Below are 20,508 nucleotides of genomic sequence, written 5' to 3'. Positions count from 1 at the left end.
TAATGGTAATTCGATTATGAAAATAATCCATTTCGCTGACCTCCATCTGGGTGTAGAGCTTTACGGTCATCCGGACCCGGAAACCGGGATGAATACCAGGTTTATTGATTTTCTGGCAGCTTTTGATAAACTGGTTGAATATGCCATTAGCGAAAAAGCGGACCTGGTACTGTTCTGCGGCGACGCCTTCAAAAACCGCGATCCTTCCCAGACCCAGCAACGGGAATTCGCCCGTCGCATCCGGAAAATGGCGGACCACCAGATACCGGTGTTTCTGCTTATCGGCAACCATGATCTGCCTGCCGCTTCCGGCCGCGCCACCTCAACTGAAATTTACGATACCCTGCGTATTCCCCGTGTCACCGTAGCCGCTCAGCCGGATATCTACCGCATCGAAACAGCCTCCGGGCCGGTGCAGATCGCGGCGCTGCCCTGGCCGAGAAAGGGATCTCTGGAAAGCAAAGCCCAGAATGAAGGGGCCTCCCTTTCCGCTGAAGACCTTAAAACCCGTATTGAAGACATTATGTCCGCTAAAATACAGCAAATGGCTGAAGGTCTCGACCCGGCATTGCCGGCGCTCATGGCGGCACACATCTGGGTGGACGGCGCCAAGCTCGGCTCTGAAAATAAGCTGGTTTTGGGCAATGAACCAACAATACTGCTGGGCAACATTGCCCTGGAGGCTTTCGACTACGTAGCCCTGGGACATCTGCACAAGCGCCAGGTGCTTCATGAAACTCCGCCGGTAGTTTATGCCGGTAGCATGGAAAGGCTGGATTTTGGTGAAGAAGCGGATGACAAGGGTTTTTATGTCATCAATGTCACCGCCGAAAACGGGCAAAATAAAGTTGATTATCATTTCCATCGGCTGGAAGGCCGTCGTTTCCTCACTCTGGCGGCCAGGTTATCACCGGAAACCCTTGATCCCACCGGGGAAATACTTAATATCATCAGCGCCAAGAAAGAGCTGATAAATGGTGCGATAGTCCAGCTCAAAATTTCCATGCCGGAGTCAGTTGCTCCCCTGATACGCGACTCGGAAATCAAAAACCAGCTTAGGACGGCATACTTTTTCTCCATATCACGCCAGATTGAGCATGAAAACCGCGCCCGTTTCGGCGGCGACGATAACAATGATTCCTTATCACCCCGGCAAGCGCTTGAATATTACCTGTCTACTGCTGATGTTGCCGTAGCCCGCCGTCGGGAATTATTGGAACACGCTGATGTTCTGCTGGCTGAACTGGACAACCAATGAAAAAAACAGGCACCCGTACCAGGCACCCGGTCGGACTTACTCTATTGAAAGCCCTGCGTGACGCCGGCACCGGTTCACGCCGGGATCTGGCCTCCGCCATTAAGGCCGGGCGTATCACTGTTAATGACCAACCGGCGGAAAACTTCAACCAGCCCCTGGTCACCTCTGACACGGTAAAACTGGATGGCCGGATTATCAAACTTGACTCGCCGGCGCTGTCACATTATGTAATTCTGAACAAACCGCTGGGCTTTTTGTCCACCACCGATGATCCCCAGGGCCGACGTACCGTGCTGGACCTGCTGCCGGCGGAAATGCGGCAATATCGGCTGTTTCCGGTCGGCAGGCTGGATGAAAACACCACCGGGCTGATGCTGCTGACCAACGATGGCCAACTTACCTACCGGCTTACCCACCCCCGGTTCGGTGTGGAAAAAGAATACCTGGTAGCCATAGACGGCAGTTTATCATCAGCGGAAATTGAACGGGCGGAAAAAGGACTGGAACTGGATGATGGGTTGAGCGCCCCGGCTGAAATCAAGCCGGTTTCCCTGCAGCCTTACAATTACCGCATCACTATTCACGAAGGACGCAAACGTATAATACGACGAATTTTCGCCGCTCTTGGACACCAGGTGCGGGAACTCAGGAGAATCCGGATCGGCCCGGTCGAACTGAAGCAGTTGAGGGAAGGTGACTGCCGCCGCCTGAACCACAAAGAGGTCAAACGCCTGCACGCCTGCGGCAAAACGGTTAAAAAGAAACCAGCTCCGCGTTAAAACGGCTGGTTTATGGTTTTCAGATTGGGCTTGTAACGGCGGATTTCCCATTCGCGGATGCATTTCAAGCCGTCATCGTCTTTCATATCATGCCAATATCGGTAATAGTAGGAAACATAAAACTTGGGCACCAGTGCCGTATGTACCGTTATTACCCTGTCGGCTATTTTCTCCACCTTACGCACCGCCATCTCACTGGCTACCGGCACCGCTACTATTATTCTCTCCGGCCGACGCCGCCGGACGGCTTCCACCGCGGCCATCATGGTATAGCCGGAGGCCAGGCCGTCATCAACGATAATTGCCGTCTTGCCGGCCACCACCGATAGCGCCCTCCCCGGTCCGCGGAAAGCAAGACTGCGCTGCTGGATATCATTCCTGACTTTGGCTATCTGATAGTTAATCTGTGACTGCGTCAGTTCCAGGGATTTTATAACATCGTTATTAAATATGGTGGTACCGTCATCGGTAACCGCCCCGAACCCGCCTTCCGGCCGCAGCGGGATGGGCAGTTTGCGGGCAATTACCACGTCGAGTTCCGCCCCCAGTGTCAGAGCCACCTGCAGACCAACAGGCAATCCGCCGTTGGGGATGGCCAGCACGATACAGGGCTCATTCTTATAAGATGTTAGTTTCTCCGCCAGCTGCTTTCCGGCGTCAAAGCGGTTCTCAAACAGCGGCTTGGGAGACGGCGGTCGATAAACCATGTAATCTAATCCTGCTTTCCAATAATTTCAAAGGCGGCCACATCAACCGGGCCAAGATCGGTCAGTTTCAATTCCGGTATTACCGGCAGAGCCAGGAAAGACAGCGCCGCGAAAGGCGCCGCCGGTTTAACGCCGGTTTCTTTAGCCCGCTTCTCCAGTTGCTCAAAATCAGTCACTACTTCGGCCAGCGGCCGGTCAGACATTAACCCGGCAATAGGCAGCGGCAGGCCGGCCAGTAACTGACCGTCGATAACCACCGCCAGACCTCCCCCCATCCTGACGACCTCCTGTATCGCTGCGTAAATATCGTCATCCGAGGCGCCGACACTTATGATATTATGGGAATCATGGGCTACCGATGAAGCCAGGGCGCCGCGAGTCATGCCGAATCCCCGGACCAGCCCCTTGCCTATATTGCCGGTGCCCCGGTGACGCTCCACCACCACCATTTTCAGAATATCCCGGGCAAAATCCGGCACCGTAGAAACCTTTTCCTTGCGGTATCGGGTGACTATCTGCCCCGGTACCAGTTCCATCACCGGCGTGTTCTCCCCTGCTGTTTCCAGCTTCAAATCAGCCGCGCTAAAAGGTTTTACCCGCATACAGCGCCGCAGCCCGGCCGGGTCTTCCGTTTTCGCCGGGAAAAGGGCTTCACCATCCGCGGCAACCAGGCGGCCCCGGTAATATACCCGGGATATATCGAGCTTATCAAGATCATCAGCAACCAGCAGATTAGCCCGGTAGCCGGGAGCTACGGCACCGGTGTATTTTAGTCCAAAATATTCGGCCGGATTTATAGTGGCCATCTGGACAGCGGTTACCGGGTCCAGGCCCAGCCTGACCGCTTTTCTAACCACAGCGTCAATATCACCATCCCGGTTAAGGTCAGAGCAGCTGCGGTCATCAACTACCAGCATGCAGCGGCGGCTGTTCCGCGAGGTAACCAGCGGCAGTAATTCTTCCAGATTTTTTTCCGTCGAGCCTTCCCGTATCATGACATGCAGACCGCGCGCCAGCTTTTCCCTGGCTTCTTCAAGCCGGGTGCACTCATGATCCGATCCAATTCCAGCCGCGGCGTAAGCGTTAAGGTCACTACCTCCCAGTCCCGGAGCGTGGCCATCAATCACCTTACCGGAGGCTGCGGCCAGCTTATCAAGCACACCGGCATCACCAAAAAGCACTCCAGGGAAATTCATCATTTCGCCCAGGCCGATAACACCGGGCATGCCCAGTACCTGGGCCACTTCATCAGCGCCCAGTTCTGCGCCGGAGGTTTCCAGGTGTGTCGCCGGAACGCAAGAGGGCGCCATGACATGCAGGTCCAGCGGCAGATTGCCGGCTGCTTTCAAAATATAACTTATGCCATCAATGCCGGTAACATTGACCAGTTCATGCAGATCCGTAACCACGCCCAGGGTGCCGCGGGCGATTACCGCCCTGGCGTACTGGCTGATATCCAGCATGGAACTTTCGATATGAGTATGTCCGTCAATAAATCCAGGCAGCAAATATTTACCATTAAGGTCAACGGTTTCCCCGGCTTCAGAATAATCTCCAAGCCCGGCAATGAATCCATCAGCTACCGCCACCGAAACTGATTCAATTTCACCGGTAAAAACATTCAACACCCGACCGTTGCGGAAAACCACATCCGCCTCTTCAAGCCTCCGGGCAACCCTGATTAACCTGGCTGTTTGCTTGTCACCCACTCTCACTTTCCCCCAAAGTATAAATATCCGGCAGGTTGCGGTACCGCTGTCCGCAGTCCAGGCCGTAGCCTACCACAAAGGCATCCGGTACGTTAAAACCGGAATAGTCAGCGCTGACCGGTACTTGCCGCCGCCCTGGTTTATCCAGCAGGGCGCACAGCTTGACCGATGCCGGTTCCCCGGCCTTGATAACTTTTAGCAGGTTTTCCAGGCAATAACCGGTATCGATAATATCTTCAACCAGCAGAACATGCCGCCCTTTTAAAGATACGGCCGGGCAGGCAGTCACTATCGCCTCACCGCAACTTGATGTGCCGTCTCCGTAGCTGGACAACCCGATAAAATCAATCTCCAGCGGCAGGTCTATTTGCCGTATCAGGTCAGCCAGGAAAATTACCGCCCCCTTCAGCACACCGATAATCAGCGGGTCAGCGCCCCGGTAATCGGCTGTTATCTCAGCGCCCAGCTGCCTGACCCGGGCCTCGATTTCTTCATGAGGGAACAATAGTTTAAGCTCAGCCACAAAGGCATTATAAACACTGGTTTTGTCTGTGTCCAACGTTATTGCCCCGGCCTGTACAGCCCATGTTATAATAGCAACTGAAATGAGTTCCGCAGCAAAAGGCCATAATATCATTACCTGCACCAAGTGCCGAACCAACATTGACACCGAAATAACCGGCGGTGATGTAAAATTCTGCCCCAACTGCGGCAATCCGTTGTTCACACCCTCTTACCAGACTAAAACCCACTCCTGCCCATCATGCGGCAAAACAATGTCGGCGCCTTTTGATTTCTGTCCGGGCTGTGGTACCCGGCTTAGCGGTTCCGGAGCGACGGCAGAACAATCATCACCGGAAGACTACCCGCCCACCGCCGCTGAAATGGCTGCCGCCAGAAAACCCTTTATTCCAACATCCCAGGGTCAGTCCGGTGAACCCAAACCGGTGGTAACCGACCCTAAACTCAAGAAATTGTACAAGCAATGGGCCGCTTACTCCGACCTTCCGGAAGAAGCCCTGCCGGTTATGGAGAAGCCCAAGCCGGTCAAAGCCCCCCAGCACCACTCATCCACCGGGGCCGGAGTGTCATTATCCGGCATCTTGGCAGAAATCCCGCCGCGTTTTTTATTTGTGGGTGGCATCATCATAATTGCCCTCATTCTGATTCTTATTATCGTCATCGTCGCGTGACCATATCTCCCCTGTGCTTTTGCCGGTATTTATCAGCAATGATATAATCCTGACCGTTATGTCCCAATATTTTATATCAGTTATCGGCGCTTCCCATGCAAATGCTGATGAAATACAAGCAGCTGAAGAAATAGGCCGGGAATTAGCTGCAAGAGGTGCCGTGCTCATTTGCGGAGGGCTTGACGGTATCATGGAGGCCGCATGCCGAGGCGCGGTAAATTCCGGTGGGTTAACCGTCGGTGTTCTGCCCGGCGAGCATCGTGAATCGGCGAATAAATTTGTAACTATCCCTATTGTTACGGGAATTGGTTATGGACGTAATATGATTGTCGCCAAAAGCGGGCAAGCAGTTATAGCGGTGGGCGGCGGATACGGTACCCTTTCGGAAATCGCCTATGCCTGCCAAGCAGGCATTCCTGTTATAGGAGTAAACACTTGGTCGCTGTCGAAAGAAAAGGAAATTAATAAATCTATAATTCAAGCTGCCAGCGCTAAGGAAGCAGTAGAATTAGCTATCAGCAGCATAATTGAAATAAAAAACAAACAGCAGAAGGACTACCAATGGTAACAATAAGAGATATCATAGGACATGAAATTTTGGATTCAAGAGGGACACCTACCGTAGGGGCCACCGTCAGACTTTCCGACGGAAAATTTGGCTGGGCAGCGGTACCGTCCGGAGCCAGTACCGGAACGCATGAAGCGGTAGAGCTGCGTGATGAAAACCCTGCGCGCTACAATGGAAAAGGAGTCACCAGGGCGGTTTCCAACATCAATGGAGAACTTTCCTCAATGCTCTTAGATATGCCGGTTGAAGACCAGGCCACTAATGACCAGACAATGATTGCCCTTGATGGCACACCTAACAAAAGCCGTTTGGGCGCCAATGCCATATTAGCCGTATCTCTTGCCTCAGCCCATGCTGCCGCAAATTCAAGGGGCATTCCTCTTTTTCAAAGTTTGAATACCACGGGCAACTATCTGCTGCCCGTACCCATGCTGAACATTCTGAACGGTGGAAAACATGCTTCTGATTCTACTGATTTTCAAGAGTTCATGATCGTACCCGTTGGCGCGCCGACCTTCAATGACGCTCTGCGGATGAGCGCGGAAATATTCCATACTTTGAAAAACCTGCTGAGAAAATTGGGCTTTAGTATAAACGTAGGTGACGAAGGTGGTTTTGCGCCTTCACTAAAATCCAACTCTGAGGCGATAGAATTAATTATCAAAGCGATAGAGAAATCCGGCTACAATCCGGGAAAAGACTGCTATATCGCGCTGGATGTGGCCGCGTCAGAATTATACCAAGATGGCCATTATTTGTTGGAAAAAGAAGGGCGCCGTCTCAACAGTGTAGAAATGGTAGAGTTTTATGAAAAGCTAATAGTTGACTATCCAATCATTAGCATTGAAGACGCTCTTTCTGAAGATGATTGGGATGGCTGGTGTCTTTTAACTGATAGAGCTGGGGACCGTGTCCAGCTCGTAGGTGACGACCTCTATGTTACTAATGTAACCCGACTCGAAAAAGGTATTAAAAACAAGGCTTCCAATTCAATATTGATAAAACCCAATCAAATTGGAACACTTACTGAAACAATTGCCGCTGTCGGAATGGCACTTAAAAACAATTGGTCTGCTGTGATAAGCCATCGTTCCGGAGAAACAGAGGACACAACCATAGCTGACTTAGCAGTAGCCTTGAATTCCGGTCAAATTAAAACCGGAGCTCCCTCACGGGGGGAACGAACCTGCAAATATAACCGTCTGCTAGCGATAGAATCAGAGCTGGGTAGTCAGGCGAAATTTGCCGGCAGATCAGCTTTTAAGAATATTTCTTAATAATGCAAACAATCGGAATAACCACGACAATACCCTTGGAGATAATACTGGCCGCGGGTCATAAGCCAATTGACCTGAACAATCTATTCATTGAAGCTGAAAATACGAAAGATCTCATATCTAGCGCGGAGCAAGATGGGTTCCCCCTGAACACTTGTGCCTGGATAAAAGGCATCTATGGTTCTGTTTTTAAGCACAATATAAAAACGGTAGTATGCGTCACCGGCGGAGACTGCTCGAATACCTTGATGCTTATGGATGTCCTCAAATACAAGGGCATTAAAACCATTGCCTTTTCATATCCCATAAAGCCTGACAAGCAACTGATGATACAAACTCTGAATGAATTTGCCGCTGAAATGGGAACTTCATTAGCGGAAGCTGAAAATCTCCGTCGAGAGATATTACCACTGAGAGCTCTTGCTCGTAATATCGACTTAATGACCTGGCAAACCAATCTTCTCAGCGGGGCTGAAAATCACTCTCGGTTAGTATCAACGTCTGATTTTAATCAAGATTTAGAAAATTATTTTGTCCGAGGGCAGGCGCTGCTGGATGAAGCGCAACACAGGAAACCTTATAATCCCCAAGAGCTACGTTTAGGTTTTATCGGTGTTCCTCCTATTTATTCAGCGCATCTATATGATTACATTGAGCAATGTGGAGCCAGGGTAGTTTTTAATGAAATCCAAAGGCAGTTCTCAATGCCGTATGAAACATCGAGTTTAGTAGAACAATATACCGCCTATACCTATCCTTATGAAACAGAATATCGAATCAATGATATTTCGGCCGCCATTGCTGAACGGAAAATTGATGGAATAATCCACTATGTCCAATCCTTTTGCCACCGCGCAATAGGTGATATACTGATGCGGCAGTCACTCAATGTTCCAATTCTTACCATTGAAGGAAATACTGATACGCACCTTAATCAGCATTTAAAAACGAGAATTGAGGCATTTCTGGATATGTTATCCTTTAATAATTTATATTCCAAAAAATAAATTGGGGGGATTATGGTTACCAAAATAGGTATTAATGGATTCGGTAGAATCGGACGACTCGCCCTACGCTCGATTAAACAATATTACGATGATAAACTTGAAATCGTTGCCATTAATGACTTGGCTGATACCGGCACCAACGCGCATCTTCTGAAATATGATTCTTCCTACGGGATTTATAAAGGCAATATCCAGTCAGACCAGGACGGCATCATATTGGATGGCCGGAAAATAAAAGCCTTTTCTGAAAAAGAACCCGCCAAAATACCTTGGGGTGACTATGATGTAGATATAGTTATCGAATCGACCGGACGTTTTGCTGACAGAAACCTGGCGGCCCAGCATTTAAGTGGCGGGGCCAAAAAAGTAATCATTTCCACCACTTCAGCCAATGCTGATACAACAATAGTAATGGGAGTAAATCAACTCAGTTATCAGCCTGACCAGCATGACGTTGTCTCTAATGCCTCATGCACTACCAATTGTGTCACCCCAATAGTGAAAGTCATCCTTGAAAATTTCGGCGTTGAAAAAGCCCTCATTAATACCGTGCATGCTTATACAAATGACCAAAGCCTTTTAGATATCTACCACAAAGATCCGCGTCGTTCGCGGGCGGCGGCACTAAATATAATCCCCACCACTACCGGAGCTGCCAAGGCTGTAGCCCAAGTAATTCCTGAACTTAAAGGCTTAATACACGGCATCTCTCTTAGGGTGCCGGTCGGCAACGTATCCATAGCCGACGTAACCGCGGTTGTAAGTCAAGATGTTACAGCAGAACAAATCAACGAAAGCCTTAAAAATGCAGCCGAAGGCAAGTTGAAAGGAATCCTTTCTTTTTGCGAAGAGCCCCTGGTAAGCTCAGACTTCCGCGGCAATCCGGCAAGTTGTATCATTGACTCCGCCTCAACCATGGTCATGGACGGAAATATGGTTAAGATTCTCGGGTGGTATGACAATGAATGGGGTTATGCTACCAGGCTTGGCGATCTTGCGGCATACATGGGGTCCAAGATCAATTCCTAAACTCAATTAGACCTTAACAACTTTAGTAATGGTTGACAGACTATATACCTCTACCTAAAATGAATCGGGATTAACATCAGGAGGATTCAATGAAACTTATAATTGTTGGTCTGGGACAGGCCGGAAGCCGAATAGCCGATGAATTCGCCAGGATAAACAAGAGGGCGAAAAGTCAGCGGAACATCGAGATTTGCCCAGGTATATTCGCGGTCAATACTGACGCGGCAGACCTCACGGGCTTGACTACTATTGAACCGGATTATCAACACCGCATACTAATCGGCGGCCGCAAAACTGGCGGTCACGGTGTTGGTAAAATTAATGAACTCGGAGCGGAAGTAGCACGTGCTGACGCGGATAAGGTAATTGACGCTTTAAGAAGCGCCAAGCATTTTTATGAAGCAGACGCTTTTCTCCTGGCCGCTTCCGCAGCTGGCGGTACAGGATCAGGTTCAATTCCCATAATAGCGCAGCGCATTAAAGAGCGTTATCCGGAAAAACCCTTGTACTCACTGGTTGTTTTGCCATTTGAACATGAACGCGATACAGAAGAAAGGGCTTCGTATAACTCTGCTGTTTGTCTTAAATCTATTTACTCTATCTCTGACTGTGTTTTCTTGATAGATAATCAACGTTATGTCATGAAAGATTCATCACTGGGCAACAATATCTCACGTATTAACGAGCTTATTGTCGAGCCTTTCTATGACCTTTTGTGCGCGGGTGAAGAGAAAAACCCCAAGTTTATCGGTGCGAAAACCTTGGATGCGGGCGATATAATCCAGACTCTATCAGGTTGGTCCGTTTATGGCTGGGGACATGCGAATTTCAATAAATCTTTTAGTCTTTTTGAGCGCAGTAACGATTTTAGACGTAAAACATCTGAGACTCACAAGGGCATACAAGCCATGGATGAAGCTATTAGTGAGCTCTCCTTGAAATGCAACCCAAAGGACGCGGGCAGAGCAATATATCTTGTTTCGGCACCGGCAAAAGAAATGAACATGGATATGATGCGTGAGCTTAATGAATGGATGAGGGAATTATGTCCCAATGCCATCATTCGCAACGGTGATTACCCAAGAGGTTCCAACCGTATTTCGGTGACAACTATCCTTTCAGAATTATCAGATGTAGAGAAAGTGCGTAATTTCTATTCAGATTCAATAGACCTTATCCCTGTTATCAAGCAGCGCCAGGTAGAGTTGCGCGCCAAACTGGAGGATATCGACGGCATGAGCAAGGATATCCCCTCCCTGTTAGAGGATTGATTCCAACTTAATCAAAACACGCCCTGCTCAGGTATATATAGGCAGGGCGTGTTTTATTTTGAGTGTTGATATACACCCAAGCCTTCAGCTATAATCGCTTGATAATTCCGCACTCCCGGAGAGCCTTTGGTCATTAAAGTTGAAAACCTGGTTAAAATATACGGGCCGATCCGCGCGGTGGACGGCCTGAGTTTTGAAGTCAGCCAGGGTGAAGTCTTCGGCATGCTGGGACCCAACGGCGCCGGTAAGACCACTACGGTGGAGATTATCGAAGGACTGCGCAAGCTTGACTCCGGCAAAGTTACCGTCCTGGGCATGGACTCAGCCAAGGCTTCTAATGCCATTAAACAGCGCATCGGCGCCCAGCTGCAGACTCCGGCGCTTATGCCTTCACTCACCGTAGAAGAACTGCTTGACGTCTTCAGCGCTTTTTACACCCGCACCCTGCCGGTTGATGAACTACTGGAGATGCTTTCCCTGGAAGAAAGCCGCAAGGTGCTGGTGAAAAATCTATCCGGTGGGCAGCTGCAGCGGTTGTCTGTGGCCATGGCCTTGATCAATGACCCTGAGATTGCCTTCCTGGATGAACCTACCACCGGTCTCGACCCTCAGGTGCGACGCGGCATGTGGCAGGTCATTGAAGATATGAAGCGCAAGGGCAAGACCATCTTTCTGACCACCCATTACATGGAGGAAGCCGAGCGCCTGTGCGACCGCATTGCCATCGTTGACCACGGCAAGATTATTGCCCAGGATACCCCGCGCGGACTGATCAACAGCAACTTCAGGGAAAAAGCCATCCAGTTTGAACTGGAACCACTGCCCTCGGAAGAAGAACTGCTGAAATTTCCAGGGGCCACACGGGTGGCTATTGACCTCAACGAAGCGGTTATCTATTCCGACAGCATTCCCGCGACCATGTCAGCGGTGCTCAAATACGCCGAATCCAATAATCTCACTTCCATGCTTAAAGACCTGCATGTACGCCAGGCCTCACTGGAAGACGTCTTTCTGAAACTTACCGGCCGCAAGATCAGGGAATAATATGCTCAAACTAATTATCGCCAACTTCAAACAATTTTTACGGGACAAGACCGCCGTTTTCTTTACTTTTGCGTTCCCGCTTATCTTTATCTTCCTGTTCGGCATGGTCTTCGGCGGCTCCAACGATGTCAATTACAACATTAAACTGGTGGTAGATGACGAATCTCACATCAGCCAGGGCCTGACGGAAGCCTTCGCGTCGGTACCCATTTTCACTGTCTCCGAAGGCGAACTGGACCCTTCCCTGGATCAGCTCCGGGAAGGCAACCTGACAGCCGTTATCGTTATACCGGAGAACATTGACAGTACCGTCGGCACCGGTGAGACAGCCTCCCTGACCATCTACCATGACCCTTCCCAAACCCAGACATCACAGGTTATCCTGCCGGTAGTCCGCCAGATTATTGACCAGTTCAACCGTGAACTGACTCAGTCTCCAGTACTCATCGACCTTGAAGAGGAATCCATCCTTTCCGAAAGCTTCCGCTTTATTGATTTCTTTGTTCCCGGCATCCTGGCCATGTCCATCATGCAGAGCGGCCTGTTCGGCATATTGCCGCTGGTGGAATGGCGTGAAAAGAAGGTACTGAAGCGCCTGGGAGTAACGCCGCTGTCCCGCAGCACGGTGGTTATCAGCCAGCTGGCTTTCCGTCTGGTGCTGGCGGTAGTCCAGGCGGCCATACTTATTTCCATCGCCAATGCTGTTTTTGATGTGCCGGTCATGGGCAGCTGGCTGCTACTGGTGGGGCTGGTTATCCTGGGCACCCTGGTGTTCATCAGCCTGGGTTACGTAGTGGCTGCCAGGGTCAAGACAGTGGAAGGCGCCACCCCCATCGTCAACCTTATTTCTTTCCCCATGATGTTTTTGTCCGGCGTTTTCTTCCCGGTGGACATGATGCCGGAGTTCATCCGGCCGGTCATCACCGCCATGCCGCTTACCTACCTGGCTGACGGTTTCCGTCAGGTTATGGTGGAGTCACCGCCGTTGTATCCGCTGTCAACAGACATCATGGTGCTGCTGGGCTGGCTGGTGGTTTGCCTGATACTGACTATTCGCTTCTTCAAGTGGGAATAGATACCCCGCCACCGGTGGTCAACCGGTTGAAAATCGATATGGCCGTAGAGTAATCCTTAACCTTTTTCCCCAAAGCATCCGCTATTGCTGCCAAGTCCTGGGTATTTTGACAACAGAAAATTGCGTGATACCATGGAAGGCAGGAGGCTGATGGAATTGTATGAACCGGGTGGAAAAACCAAAAAGCCTAGGAATGGCGTACTTCCTGCTGTTCTTCCTCTGGCCGGTGGGAGCGCACAACTTTTATCTGGGGCGAACAATCCAGGGCATTTTATTTATTGCCGGTTATCTGATTTGGGCGGTCAGCTATGTCCTTTTGCTGCCGGTCTGCGAAGGCAGCACAGCGGGCACCGTCATCGGGGAGGTTAAGTTTTCACCGCTGGCCGTTATCTATTCCCTGCTGTTTATACTGCCCATGATTATTGAATCCTTCCTGCTGAACGGCCGCGTGGAGCGTTATAACCGGTCTGCCGGCTGACCTCGCAATATTGCTCCGGCATTCACGGGTAGGCATCACACCACCAACATACTGTCACCGAAGCTGAAAAACCGGTATTCCTCCGCTACTGCCGCCTCATAGGCCACCTTTACTTTATCCCAGCCGGCAAAGGCCGCCGTCAGCATCAGCGGCGTGCCGCAGGGCAGGTGAAAATTGGTTATCAACCGGTCTATTACCCGGTACTCAAACCCCGGCAGGATAAAAAGCTCCACCCAGCCTTCAAATGGCTTTAACGGCATACCTGTGCTTTGTGCCGCCCATTCAAGTGTCCGCACCGCCGAGGTACCCACGCCGTACACCCGGCCGCCGGCGGCTTTTACCTTATTAACCGCCGCCGCCGTTTCCGCCGGCAGCACGGCAAATTCCCGGTGAATCGGATGATTGGCCGGATTTTCTTCCTTGACTGGCCGGAAGGTGTCCAGCCCAATATGCAGCGTCACAAACAGCAGCTTGACCCCTTTGGTCTCTATTCGCCGCAGCAGCTCCGGCGTAAAATGCAGCCCGGCGGTCGGTGCCGCCACACTGCCGCTGATGCGGGAATAAACCGTCTGGTAGCGCTCCGGTTCATCCAGGCGTTGGTGAATATACGGCGGCAAGGCCAGTATGCCCAGTTCATGCAGCCGGTTTTCATCAGAAAAACGGATGTCGGCGGTAGCGTCTTTATTCCGCGAGATAACTTCAAAAGTTACCCCGCTGTCCCTTCCCGACTGGTCATAAAGGGCTGCCAGCGTCCCCGGAGCCAGCTTTTTAGCCGGTTTTATCAGGGCCTGCCACTGGTTCGGCGCTTTCCGAAGGAGCAGCAGCGCCTCGACCTTGGCACCGGTTTCCAGCTTGCGGCCGTATAGCCGCGCCGGCATTACCCTGGAGTCATTGAAAACCAGGGCGTCTCCCGGTTCCAGGTAATCAATGATATCCCGAAAATTCCTGTGCTGAATCAGGCCTGTTTCTTTTTCCAGGACCAGAAGCCTCGAACTGTCGCGCGGTTCCACCGGAGTCTGGGCAATCAGCCTGTCCGGTAAATTATAGTTAAAATCAGATGTTTTCAAAACGGGTTATTATAACTTTTTTAGTGGTTTCCCGGCCATAATAACGGCAGATTAAATGTGGATGCACAATTGCTCATCATCGTCAATCAGCAGGATTTTCATCCCATAGTACTAAAGATTTATTATCGTTCATCAAATTGTCATCAAAATGTCATCGTCTGTTCATCTTTGAGTTGTATGCTAAAGGCGGTAATAAAAGATAACTATAGGTAAATTCCTGAAGGCGAAGGGGGCAGCGATGAATAGGTGAGATTAGAAGGAAAGCATGGTTCATTAGTATAAATCGGAGGACGGAAAAGTGAAAAAACTGTTAATACTATTCACGGCTCTCTTTTTGGTGGTCACAACCAGTATTCCGGTGAACGCAAATGACGATGGAAATTATTGGGAATCTGTCTTATGTCCGTATGAATCTAAGCAATGGTTAATATATTGAAAAATACTCCTCCAAGCATGATAGCAAATAAATCTCGAAATGGAATAACCAAGGAATAGTGAAATATATGAGACAACGATCACGATTTAACGGAGCATTATTCATGGTATTCGGTATTCTCGTTGTTCTGATTGCCAGTGTTACCGGATATGCGAGGAGTCAAGTGTTTATCTCCCCGTTCGCTGGGGTGATTTCAGTAATACTGATTGCAGCAGGAGTTTTTCATTTTCATGAACCAACCACTAACATGAATTATATCCGTGCACTTATTATTATAATTCTGATAACCCTCGTAGTTTATGGGTTAGGTGAATATCTACGGAAAAACATCGGGATATAAGCACTAATTCGAAAGCAATCATAATTGATCGTAAACATGAGATATTCAATGAGGTAGGACGGAAATAACGGGCAAGAAAAAGCCGGCAAAAAGAAGTGGGGCCGGAGCCGCTTGTTCATCTCCCCTTCATCTTTGGATGGTATAATCGTGAACGTTTACCGCTGGATGCGACATTTCACTTGTCGGTTTCTGAAACGGAGGATAACAACGTGGCTGTTGAACTCACCGGTATCAGCAAGCACTACGGCACCGTAACCGCTCTGAAGAATATAGACCTTCAAGTGGCACCGGGCGCCATCTTCGGCCTGCTTGGCCCCAACGGCGCCGGGAAATCCACCATCATCAGTATTCTGCTGGGATTGTCGCGGGCTGATTCGGGTACGTTCAGCCTCTTCAGGCAGGAAGGTAACTCCGGCAAATTGCCGGGTTTATTGAAAAAAGTAGGCACCGTCTTCGAGCGGCCGGTTTTTTACCCGCAGTTTTCCGGCAGGTTTAACCTGAAACTCCTGGCTGGTGACAGGTTATCTGAAGAGCATATCACGGAATTGGCTGATTTAGCTTGCATAGATAACTCTTGAAAAAATGGAGGCAACATGACGGACCCATCTCATTTGTCAGCGAAGCCCCGTACTGCGATGCCTGTAATTGGCGGGGTCATCAGCGTTGCTACAGGGTTGTTCACTCTCCTGTACGTTCTCATCCCGTTCATCATTAATCAAAACGATACTCTTCCTAGCAATTTATATTTTGTTGCCTTCAGCGGGTTGAGGATAGTATTGTTGATTTCAAGCATATTGGCAATCATGGGAGGTGTTTTAGCTATCAAACGCGAAAGGTGGAGATTGGCGCTTATCGGCATTGCAGCTTCTATTGTAACACTCCCAATGTTTGTAGGTGTAGTAGCTATGGTACTTGTCGTTAAATCGAAAAAAGAGTTTTGTTAATGTTTTTTAATTTGAACGGGATAAATGCCGCTGGGCAACTCTGTATGATCGCACCGGAGAGTATAGTCTGAAAGGACGAAAATGAAAAATATTTCATGGCTTCAGGTCACGCTGGGTTTATTGGTAGTCCTGGTATCGTTTGTCGCATTGGATAAAGCCCAGTTTGAAGATCCTTCATCAGGAGAGCCGGTTGATGATCCCACAGGTACCATAATCGCCGCCTATCCCCCGAATGACGCCGTAGCCAACCTCGGTATCGCCGGAGCAGGGTTGATTATTGCCGGTCTCAATATATATCAGAGCCGTAAGCAGGTTTTGCGCGCCGGTTGGCAGACCGCTGCAGGCGTGGGGATAGCCCTGAGTTCAGGAATAGTGGGTATCGCCATCATGGGTGACCAGTGGGTAATCGGGGATATCTTCTATTTGGTGTATCCTGCCTTCATTTTGGGAGCGGTGGTGATGGTATTGGGAATCACGCAGACTAGGTTACTGAACTCCAGATGACGAATACTGAAGGAGGCAAAACTATGTTGAAATCCGGTTTTTGGCCAAGAGCTGGGATTCTATTAGTGGGGGTGTATCTCCAGGCAACGGGGATGATGAACGGCCCCTTTTTTATCTGGGTAATAGGTGCCATATTGTTTATGGTCGGTGTGGTCAGTGTAATCACTTATTTTATAAAAACCGATGGATAGTATATTAAAAATTCTCACCCCCCCCCGTTTTATTCATCTTCTGTTCATCTTCGGGTGATATAATAGCCGCAGTTAGTGGAAAATCAGGAGTATAATAATGCCAGACATCGCCGGTATCTTCAGATTAACCCGCCTGGAGTTAAGAAAACTCCGCAAAGGCACTTCTTTCTACATTATTTCCGCCGTCATTATCTTGTTTTCACTGCTCATCAGTACCAATATGGATACCCAGTATTCCTATGAAATAAGACGTTTGAACGAACAGAAAAACAATCTCATAACCCAGGTGGAAACCGGCCAGCTGGTCATATTCGGCAACGCCATTGAGGACTATCCGGATTACCAGGACTTCACTGAAGTTGATGAATCCGGCAGGCTCCTGCCTGAAAATATTGACTACTGGGTGAATCTGTATGACCAATATTTTACCGGCGAAATAGAGAGCCTTACATCCGAGGATGGGCGTTTCTCTTTCTCATCCATGGTCAGAAACTCCGCCTCCAGTATCGCGATTCTAATACCCATCCTGGCCGTGGCCGCCGCTGTCAGCCTGTTCGCCTCCGAATACCGTAACTCCACCTACCGCCTGATAATCAGCCGGGGTGTAAACAGGTCTCAGCTGGTTTCAGCCAAGGTACTGACCGTACTGGGGCAAACCCTGTTTTTCGCCTTGCTGCTTACCATCGCGGTGGGCTTGAGCGGCTACATCTCTTACAACAGCCTCGGCGCACCTTCGCCGCCGGTTATTGACTTCGGATTTCTGGCCTCGGTTTTCGCTATCACCGCTTTTATGTTTGCTGCCTATATGATGGGCGGCGCGCTCCTGGGCACTATCCTGGCTTCACCCACTACCGCCATGACCATCGGCCTGATCATCGCCTTTATCGGCGGCAATATATTCCTGATGGCTACCCCCTGCCAGGACGGCATCCTGGGCATGCTGGCGCCGCTTTCTCTGGGTTACAACTTCAACAGCTTGATCCAGGAATACTGGTCACTTGCCGCGGCAACAGGGCCGTTCGCCCCCGGCGGCGGCGGGCCCCAGGACTGCTACCGCGACGCCGTACCGGCCATTTTAGCAGCCCTGGGGTACACGGCATTTTATACCATCGGCACTTATACCATTTTCCGCCGCAAGGAGTTGAAAGCATAGTCATGAACAATACTGTCTTAAGCACTGCCAATCTTACCAAACGCTTCGGCGATGTCACCGCTGTGAAGGATTTAAGTATTGCCGTGGAGCGCGGGCAGGTCTTCGGCTTCCTCGGCCCCAACGGCTCCGGCAAGACCACCACCATCTCCTGTATCCTGGGTCTGCTGTCCCCCACTTCCGGGAAGGTGAGCCTTTTCGGTGAGCCGTGGCGGGCGGAGTCTTTGCGGCGGGTGGGCGTGGTCATGGACCTGCATGGTTTTTACCCCAATTTTTCCGGCCGGGACAATGTCCGCATCTTCGGTGAACTGACCGGACCGGTGTCCGATGAGCGGATTGACGAAGTCATCCGCCTGGTCGGTCTGGCCGACCGTTCCTCCAGCAAGTTCCGCACCTATTCCATGGGCATGAAGCAGCGCCTGGCGGTGGCATTGGCCCTGCTGAACGACCCGGAGTTTCTGATTCTGGATGAACCGACCAACGGCATGGACCCGGAAGGCATCGTCGAAATCCGCAATCTGATTAATGAACTCAACCGCCAGGGCAAGACCATATTGCTGGCCAGCCATCTTCTTTCCGAGGTGGAACAGGTCTGTACTCACCTGGCTATCATGAAAAAGGGCGTGGTGGTTAAACAGGGCGCTCTGACCGAACTTCTCGACGGAGGTACTGCTTCTGATACTGTATTTGAAATCGTCACCGGCAACCTGACGGCGTCGGCGGCGCTGCTGGAAGCCGCCGGCTACCTGGTTAAACAGGGCCGGGACCGGATTCTGGTGTCTGCTCCGGGCGATGCCGCCGAAAAGATATCAGCCGCCCTGGCAGGAGAGAAACTGTATGTTACCGAGATGCGCCGCACCACCGGCAGTCTGGAAAGCGTCTTCATCGAGGCGACTCAGAAGAAAAACCGATAAGTAACGGATGAGGCACGAATAAATGGCAAAGAAATGTATGGCTAAAGAAAAAAGACTGTTTTATGCCTTACAGGCGGCGATAATCATTAGTGCCACAATCATCAACACGTCTGTGTCGGTGTTTGATAATACAAATGGCCTTAATCCGCTATTGACTGCCCTTATTAGTGCAGTCAGTGTTCTTGGTTTATTAGCGATATTTACGACGATAGCCGCTCTCTGGCACAGATTGGGGGGCGCATTGTTTATTGTTATGGGAATTGGCGCATTATTCTTTATTTCTTCATTCTATAATGGCAGGGGTTTATCCTATGTCGATTACCCGATTCTTTTGTTGCCTCATCTGGTTACATTGGTATCTTTCATCATAATCGGTATCCTTTTCTAGTTAGACAAAATCCCATTGGAACGAGCTCGTCAACTCCCGTCAGGAGTGACAAAACAATGAATATTATAACCGGGCATCAACTAGATATCCACCTGATATCATCTGTTCAGAAAGGAGTTTAAAACAATCTAGGAATGAAAAAAGTTAGCGGTTTTCATACTCATAACCTGGCCCTGGTATCGTTTATCGCCGCGATGTTCCTGCTCTACTCAATTGTCCGTGTCAAAACCAGGGAGCTTAATCTGCGTTACTCGGAAAACTGGTTCTTAGGACGGCCGGAAAGGTGAGCCGCAGACCGCTCAATCCACTGCGGTAACGGGGGATTAACCATGAATTTAAAAATATTAAAAACTGCGGCAATTCTGCAGACGGCACTGGGCGCGGGACTTGTGTACAGCGCCTGGCACCTGGCTGACTTGAAGGCCGGTTCCGTGCCTTTGTCGGACAGTATCATATTCTATTCTCACCCGCCAAGCATTATCCTGGAAGTTGCGGTGATGCTGCTCGGCACTTTCATATTTCTATTTGCTCTTATTCAGCGGGAATATGACATCCGGTTCAGCGGTTACCAGATTACGGCCGGCCTGGTCTCAGCCGCGGTGGGCGGCTTTTTATTCTGGCGGGCGGCCTTGACCACATACGGTGAAATATCACCATGGTATTATTCAGCTTACCTGCCGATGGCATTGGGCCTGGCAGTACTCGTCCTCGGGGTTATCCAGTTCCGCCGTGCTGACGCCCTGAATTCCGATGCGTCAGGCACCCAAGAAAGGTTGTACTGGTGAGGTTCGGACTGTTCGAGGTGCTGTTCATCGGCCTGCTCCTGGCCGGTTTAGCCTGGGTCATCTACCAGGTCATCCGGCCTCCGGTTGCGCCAGAAAACGAGTCGCTGAAGCAGGAACTGCATGACCTGCGCCGTCGCCTGTCAGCCTTGAGTTCCGATGACGGGCAAGAAACGGACGAAAAGAAGGGAGATTCCGGCTGATGACATTTGGACCGTTGGAATTCATGATTATTATCATCAATATCCTGCTCTGGCTTGTTCCCGTCGCCATCATCGTTGTCCTGGTGCGCAATTATCTTATCAAAAAACGACGGAAAGAAAACCAGGAACTGCGTGAGGAAATTGACGCTTTGAAAGACGAGGTTTCCTCTCTGGAACGGAACAGGAAGGGTTGA

General features: G+C 50.2%; 26 protein-coding genes. 22 read left to right on the top strand and 4 right to left on the bottom strand.

The window, feature by feature from the left end:
* The first annotated feature begins 16 nt into the window (after positions 1–16).
* On the top strand, positions 17–1,258 hold the full coding sequence (locus tag ACZ48S_RS04100) for a metallophosphoesterase family protein (RefSeq protein WP_464214368.1): 1,242 nt from the start codon (positions 17–19) through the stop codon (positions 1,256–1,258).
* A complete protein-coding gene (locus ACZ48S_RS04095) occupies positions 1,255–2,037 on the top strand; it encodes a pseudouridine synthase (protein WP_464214366.1) in 783 nt (260 codons plus the stop codon). The genes ACZ48S_RS04100 and ACZ48S_RS04095 overlap by 4 nt, the downstream gene beginning before the upstream one ends.
* Here ACZ48S_RS04095 and ACZ48S_RS04090 read toward each other — a convergent pair.
* The 3 genes from ACZ48S_RS04090 to hpt are packed head-to-tail and all read right to left on the bottom strand — an operon-like array spanning position 2,034 to position 5,012.
* Positions 2,034–2,744, bottom strand: coding sequence for a phosphoribosyltransferase (locus tag ACZ48S_RS04090; RefSeq protein ID WP_464214364.1), 711 nt, complete (start codon positions 2,742–2,744; stop codon positions 2,034–2,036). The genes ACZ48S_RS04095 and ACZ48S_RS04090 overlap by 4 nt on opposite strands.
* Before the next feature lie 5 nt (positions 2,745–2,749).
* A complete protein-coding gene (gene ade, locus ACZ48S_RS04085; protein WP_464214362.1) occupies positions 2,750–4,453 on the bottom strand; it encodes an adenine deaminase in 1,704 nt (567 codons plus the stop codon).
* The gene (gene hpt, locus ACZ48S_RS04080) at positions 4,446–5,012 is read right to left on the bottom strand and encodes a hypoxanthine phosphoribosyltransferase (RefSeq protein ID WP_464214360.1); all 567 of its coding nucleotides are present in this window, start codon (positions 5,010–5,012) and stop codon (positions 4,446–4,448) included. Before hpt ends, ade begins: the two co-directional genes overlap by 8 nt.
* Positions 5,013–5,058: 46 nt before the next feature.
* On the opposite strand from hpt, the gene ACZ48S_RS04075 reads away from it, so the two are divergent.
* The 9 genes from ACZ48S_RS04075 (at position 5,059) to ACZ48S_RS04035 (ending at position 13,395) form a co-directional block, all read left to right on the top strand.
* Positions 5,059–5,646: a double zinc ribbon domain-containing protein gene (locus tag ACZ48S_RS04075; RefSeq protein WP_464214358.1), complete on the top strand. Its 588-nt coding sequence runs from the start codon at positions 5,059–5,061 to the stop codon at positions 5,644–5,646.
* Positions 5,647–5,704: 58 nt separating this feature from the next.
* A complete protein-coding gene (locus ACZ48S_RS04070) occupies positions 5,705–6,214 on the top strand; it encodes a TIGR00725 family protein (protein ID WP_464214356.1) in 510 nt (169 codons plus the stop codon).
* Entirely contained in the window at positions 6,208–7,491 is a 1,284-nt protein-coding gene (eno, locus tag ACZ48S_RS04065; RefSeq protein WP_464214354.1) for a phosphopyruvate hydratase, read from the top strand. Before ACZ48S_RS04070 ends, eno begins: the two co-directional genes overlap by 7 nt.
* A 35-nt stretch (positions 7,492–7,526) precedes the next feature.
* Complete coding sequence (locus tag ACZ48S_RS04060) at positions 7,527–8,498, top strand: 2-hydroxyacyl-CoA dehydratase family protein (protein WP_464214352.1); 972 nt, start codon at positions 7,527–7,529, stop codon at positions 8,496–8,498.
* Positions 8,499–8,510: 12 nt separating this feature from the next.
* The gene (gene gap / locus ACZ48S_RS04055; protein ID WP_464214350.1) at positions 8,511–9,527 is read left to right on the top strand and encodes a type I glyceraldehyde-3-phosphate dehydrogenase; all 1,017 of its coding nucleotides are present in this window, start codon (positions 8,511–8,513) and stop codon (positions 9,525–9,527) included.
* 89 nt (positions 9,528–9,616) lie between these two features.
* Positions 9,617–10,798 carry a tubulin/FtsZ family protein gene (locus ACZ48S_RS04050; RefSeq protein WP_464214348.1) on the top strand — a complete coding sequence of 394 codons (1,182 nt, stop codon included), beginning with the start codon at positions 9,617–9,619 and terminating at the stop codon, positions 10,796–10,798.
* A 126-nt stretch (positions 10,799–10,924) separates the two neighbouring features.
* Positions 10,925–11,842 (top strand): ABC transporter ATP-binding protein, encoded by a 918-nt coding sequence (locus ACZ48S_RS04045; protein ID WP_464214346.1) that lies wholly within the window; start codon positions 10,925–10,927, stop codon positions 11,840–11,842.
* A gap of 1 nt (position 11,843) precedes the next feature.
* Complete coding sequence (locus ACZ48S_RS04040; RefSeq protein WP_464214344.1) at positions 11,844–12,917, top strand: ABC transporter permease; 1,074 nt, start codon at positions 11,844–11,846, stop codon at positions 12,915–12,917.
* 160 nt (positions 12,918–13,077) lie between these two features.
* On the top strand, positions 13,078–13,395 hold the full coding sequence (locus tag ACZ48S_RS04035) for an NINE protein (protein ID WP_464214342.1): 318 nt from the start codon (positions 13,078–13,080) through the stop codon (positions 13,393–13,395).
* Between the two features lie 35 nt (positions 13,396–13,430).
* Here ACZ48S_RS04035 and queA read toward each other — a convergent pair whose 3' ends face one another.
* Positions 13,431–14,462 carry a tRNA preQ1(34) S-adenosylmethionine ribosyltransferase-isomerase QueA gene (queA, locus tag ACZ48S_RS04030; protein WP_464214340.1) on the bottom strand — a complete coding sequence of 344 codons (1,032 nt, stop codon included), beginning with the start codon at positions 14,460–14,462 and terminating at the stop codon, positions 13,431–13,433.
* A gap of 985 nt (positions 14,463–15,447) precedes the next feature.
* On the opposite strand from queA, the gene ACZ48S_RS04025 reads away from it, so the two are divergent.
* From ACZ48S_RS04025 to ACZ48S_RS03975, 11 genes are all read left to right on the top strand, one after another.
* Positions 15,448–15,816 carry an ATP-binding cassette domain-containing protein gene (locus ACZ48S_RS04025; protein ID WP_464214338.1) on the top strand — a complete coding sequence of 123 codons (369 nt, stop codon included), beginning with the start codon at positions 15,448–15,450 and terminating at the stop codon, positions 15,814–15,816.
* Between the two features lie 15 nt (positions 15,817–15,831).
* Positions 15,832–16,182: a hypothetical protein gene (locus ACZ48S_RS04020; protein ID WP_464214336.1), complete on the top strand. Its 351-nt coding sequence runs from the start codon at positions 15,832–15,834 to the stop codon at positions 16,180–16,182.
* 81 nt (positions 16,183–16,263) lie between these two features.
* A complete protein-coding gene (locus ACZ48S_RS04015) occupies positions 16,264–16,686 on the top strand; it encodes a hypothetical protein (protein ID WP_464214334.1) in 423 nt (140 codons plus the stop codon).
* 23 nt (positions 16,687–16,709) lie between these two features.
* A complete protein-coding gene (locus tag ACZ48S_RS04010) occupies positions 16,710–16,877 on the top strand; it encodes a DUF3955 domain-containing protein (protein ID WP_464214332.1) in 168 nt (55 codons plus the stop codon).
* 97 nt (positions 16,878–16,974) lie between these two features.
* Positions 16,975–18,030: an ABC transporter permease gene (locus ACZ48S_RS04005; protein ID WP_464214330.1), complete on the top strand. Its 1,056-nt coding sequence runs from the start codon at positions 16,975–16,977 to the stop codon at positions 18,028–18,030.
* Positions 18,031–18,032: 2 nt separating this feature from the next.
* A complete protein-coding gene (locus ACZ48S_RS04000) occupies positions 18,033–18,941 on the top strand; it encodes an ABC transporter ATP-binding protein (RefSeq protein WP_464214328.1) in 909 nt (302 codons plus the stop codon).
* 22 nt (positions 18,942–18,963) lie between these two features.
* Complete coding sequence (locus ACZ48S_RS03995) at positions 18,964–19,329, top strand: hypothetical protein (RefSeq protein ID WP_464214326.1); 366 nt, start codon at positions 18,964–18,966, stop codon at positions 19,327–19,329.
* A gap of 134 nt (positions 19,330–19,463) precedes the next feature.
* Positions 19,464–19,616, top strand: coding sequence for a hypothetical protein (locus tag ACZ48S_RS03990; RefSeq protein ID WP_464214324.1), 153 nt, complete (start codon positions 19,464–19,466; stop codon positions 19,614–19,616).
* Positions 19,617–19,658: 42 nt separating this feature from the next.
* Entirely contained in the window at positions 19,659–20,114 is a 456-nt protein-coding gene (locus ACZ48S_RS03985; protein WP_464214322.1) for a hypothetical protein, read from the top strand.
* Positions 20,111–20,314: a hypothetical protein gene (locus ACZ48S_RS03980; RefSeq protein ID WP_464214320.1), complete on the top strand. Its 204-nt coding sequence runs from the start codon at positions 20,111–20,113 to the stop codon at positions 20,312–20,314. Before ACZ48S_RS03985 ends, ACZ48S_RS03980 begins: the two co-directional genes overlap by 4 nt.
* Positions 20,314–20,508 (top strand): hypothetical protein, encoded by a 195-nt coding sequence (locus ACZ48S_RS03975; protein ID WP_464214318.1) that lies wholly within the window; start codon positions 20,314–20,316, stop codon positions 20,506–20,508. Before ACZ48S_RS03980 ends, ACZ48S_RS03975 begins: the two co-directional genes overlap by 1 nt.

This window comes from Dehalogenimonas sp. NIT-SK1, assembly GCF_055384165.1.
Note: the sequence above shows the minus strand (reverse complement) of the source record. Positions and strands in the feature narration are given on the sequence as shown.

Bases quoted from the DNA above. Each gene is read 5' to 3' on its own strand.
- ACZ48S_RS04100 (WP_464214368.1), top strand. From the start codon at position 17: ATGAAAATAATCCATTTCGCTGACCTCCATCTGGGTGTAGAGCTTTAC.
- ACZ48S_RS04095 (WP_464214366.1), top strand. From the start codon at position 1,255: ATGAAAAAAACAGGCACCCGTACCAGGCACCCGGTCGGACTTACTCTA.
- ACZ48S_RS04090 (WP_464214364.1), bottom strand. From the start codon at position 2,744: ATGGTTTATCGACCGCCGTCTCCCAAGCCGCTGTTTGAGAACCGCTTT.
- ACZ48S_RS04075 (WP_464214358.1), top strand. From the start codon at position 5,059: ATGAGTTCCGCAGCAAAAGGCCATAATATCATTACCTGCACCAAGTGC.
- ACZ48S_RS04070 (WP_464214356.1), top strand. From the start codon at position 5,705: ATGTCCCAATATTTTATATCAGTTATCGGCGCTTCCCATGCAAATGCT.
- eno (WP_464214354.1), top strand. From the start codon at position 6,208: ATGGTAACAATAAGAGATATCATAGGACATGAAATTTTGGATTCAAGA.
- gap (WP_464214350.1), top strand. From the start codon at position 8,511: ATGGTTACCAAAATAGGTATTAATGGATTCGGTAGAATCGGACGACTC.
- ACZ48S_RS04050 (WP_464214348.1), top strand. From the start codon at position 9,617: ATGAAACTTATAATTGTTGGTCTGGGACAGGCCGGAAGCCGAATAGCC.
- ACZ48S_RS04040 (WP_464214344.1), top strand. From the start codon at position 11,844: ATGCTCAAACTAATTATCGCCAACTTCAAACAATTTTTACGGGACAAG.
- ACZ48S_RS04035 (WP_464214342.1), top strand. From the start codon at position 13,078: ATGAACCGGGTGGAAAAACCAAAAAGCCTAGGAATGGCGTACTTCCTG.
- ACZ48S_RS04020 (WP_464214336.1), top strand. From the start codon at position 15,832: ATGACGGACCCATCTCATTTGTCAGCGAAGCCCCGTACTGCGATGCCT.
- ACZ48S_RS04015 (WP_464214334.1), top strand. From the start codon at position 16,264: ATGAAAAATATTTCATGGCTTCAGGTCACGCTGGGTTTATTGGTAGTC.
- ACZ48S_RS04010 (WP_464214332.1), top strand. From the start codon at position 16,710: ATGTTGAAATCCGGTTTTTGGCCAAGAGCTGGGATTCTATTAGTGGGG.
- ACZ48S_RS04005 (WP_464214330.1), top strand. From the start codon at position 16,975: ATGCCAGACATCGCCGGTATCTTCAGATTAACCCGCCTGGAGTTAAGA.
- ACZ48S_RS04000 (WP_464214328.1), top strand. From the start codon at position 18,033: ATGAACAATACTGTCTTAAGCACTGCCAATCTTACCAAACGCTTCGGC.
- ACZ48S_RS03995 (WP_464214326.1), top strand. From the start codon at position 18,964: ATGGCAAAGAAATGTATGGCTAAAGAAAAAAGACTGTTTTATGCCTTA.
- ACZ48S_RS03990 (WP_464214324.1), top strand. From the start codon at position 19,464: ATGAAAAAAGTTAGCGGTTTTCATACTCATAACCTGGCCCTGGTATCG.
- ACZ48S_RS03985 (WP_464214322.1), top strand. From the start codon at position 19,659: ATGAATTTAAAAATATTAAAAACTGCGGCAATTCTGCAGACGGCACTG.
- ACZ48S_RS03975 (WP_464214318.1), top strand. From the start codon at position 20,314: ATGACATTTGGACCGTTGGAATTCATGATTATTATCATCAATATCCTG.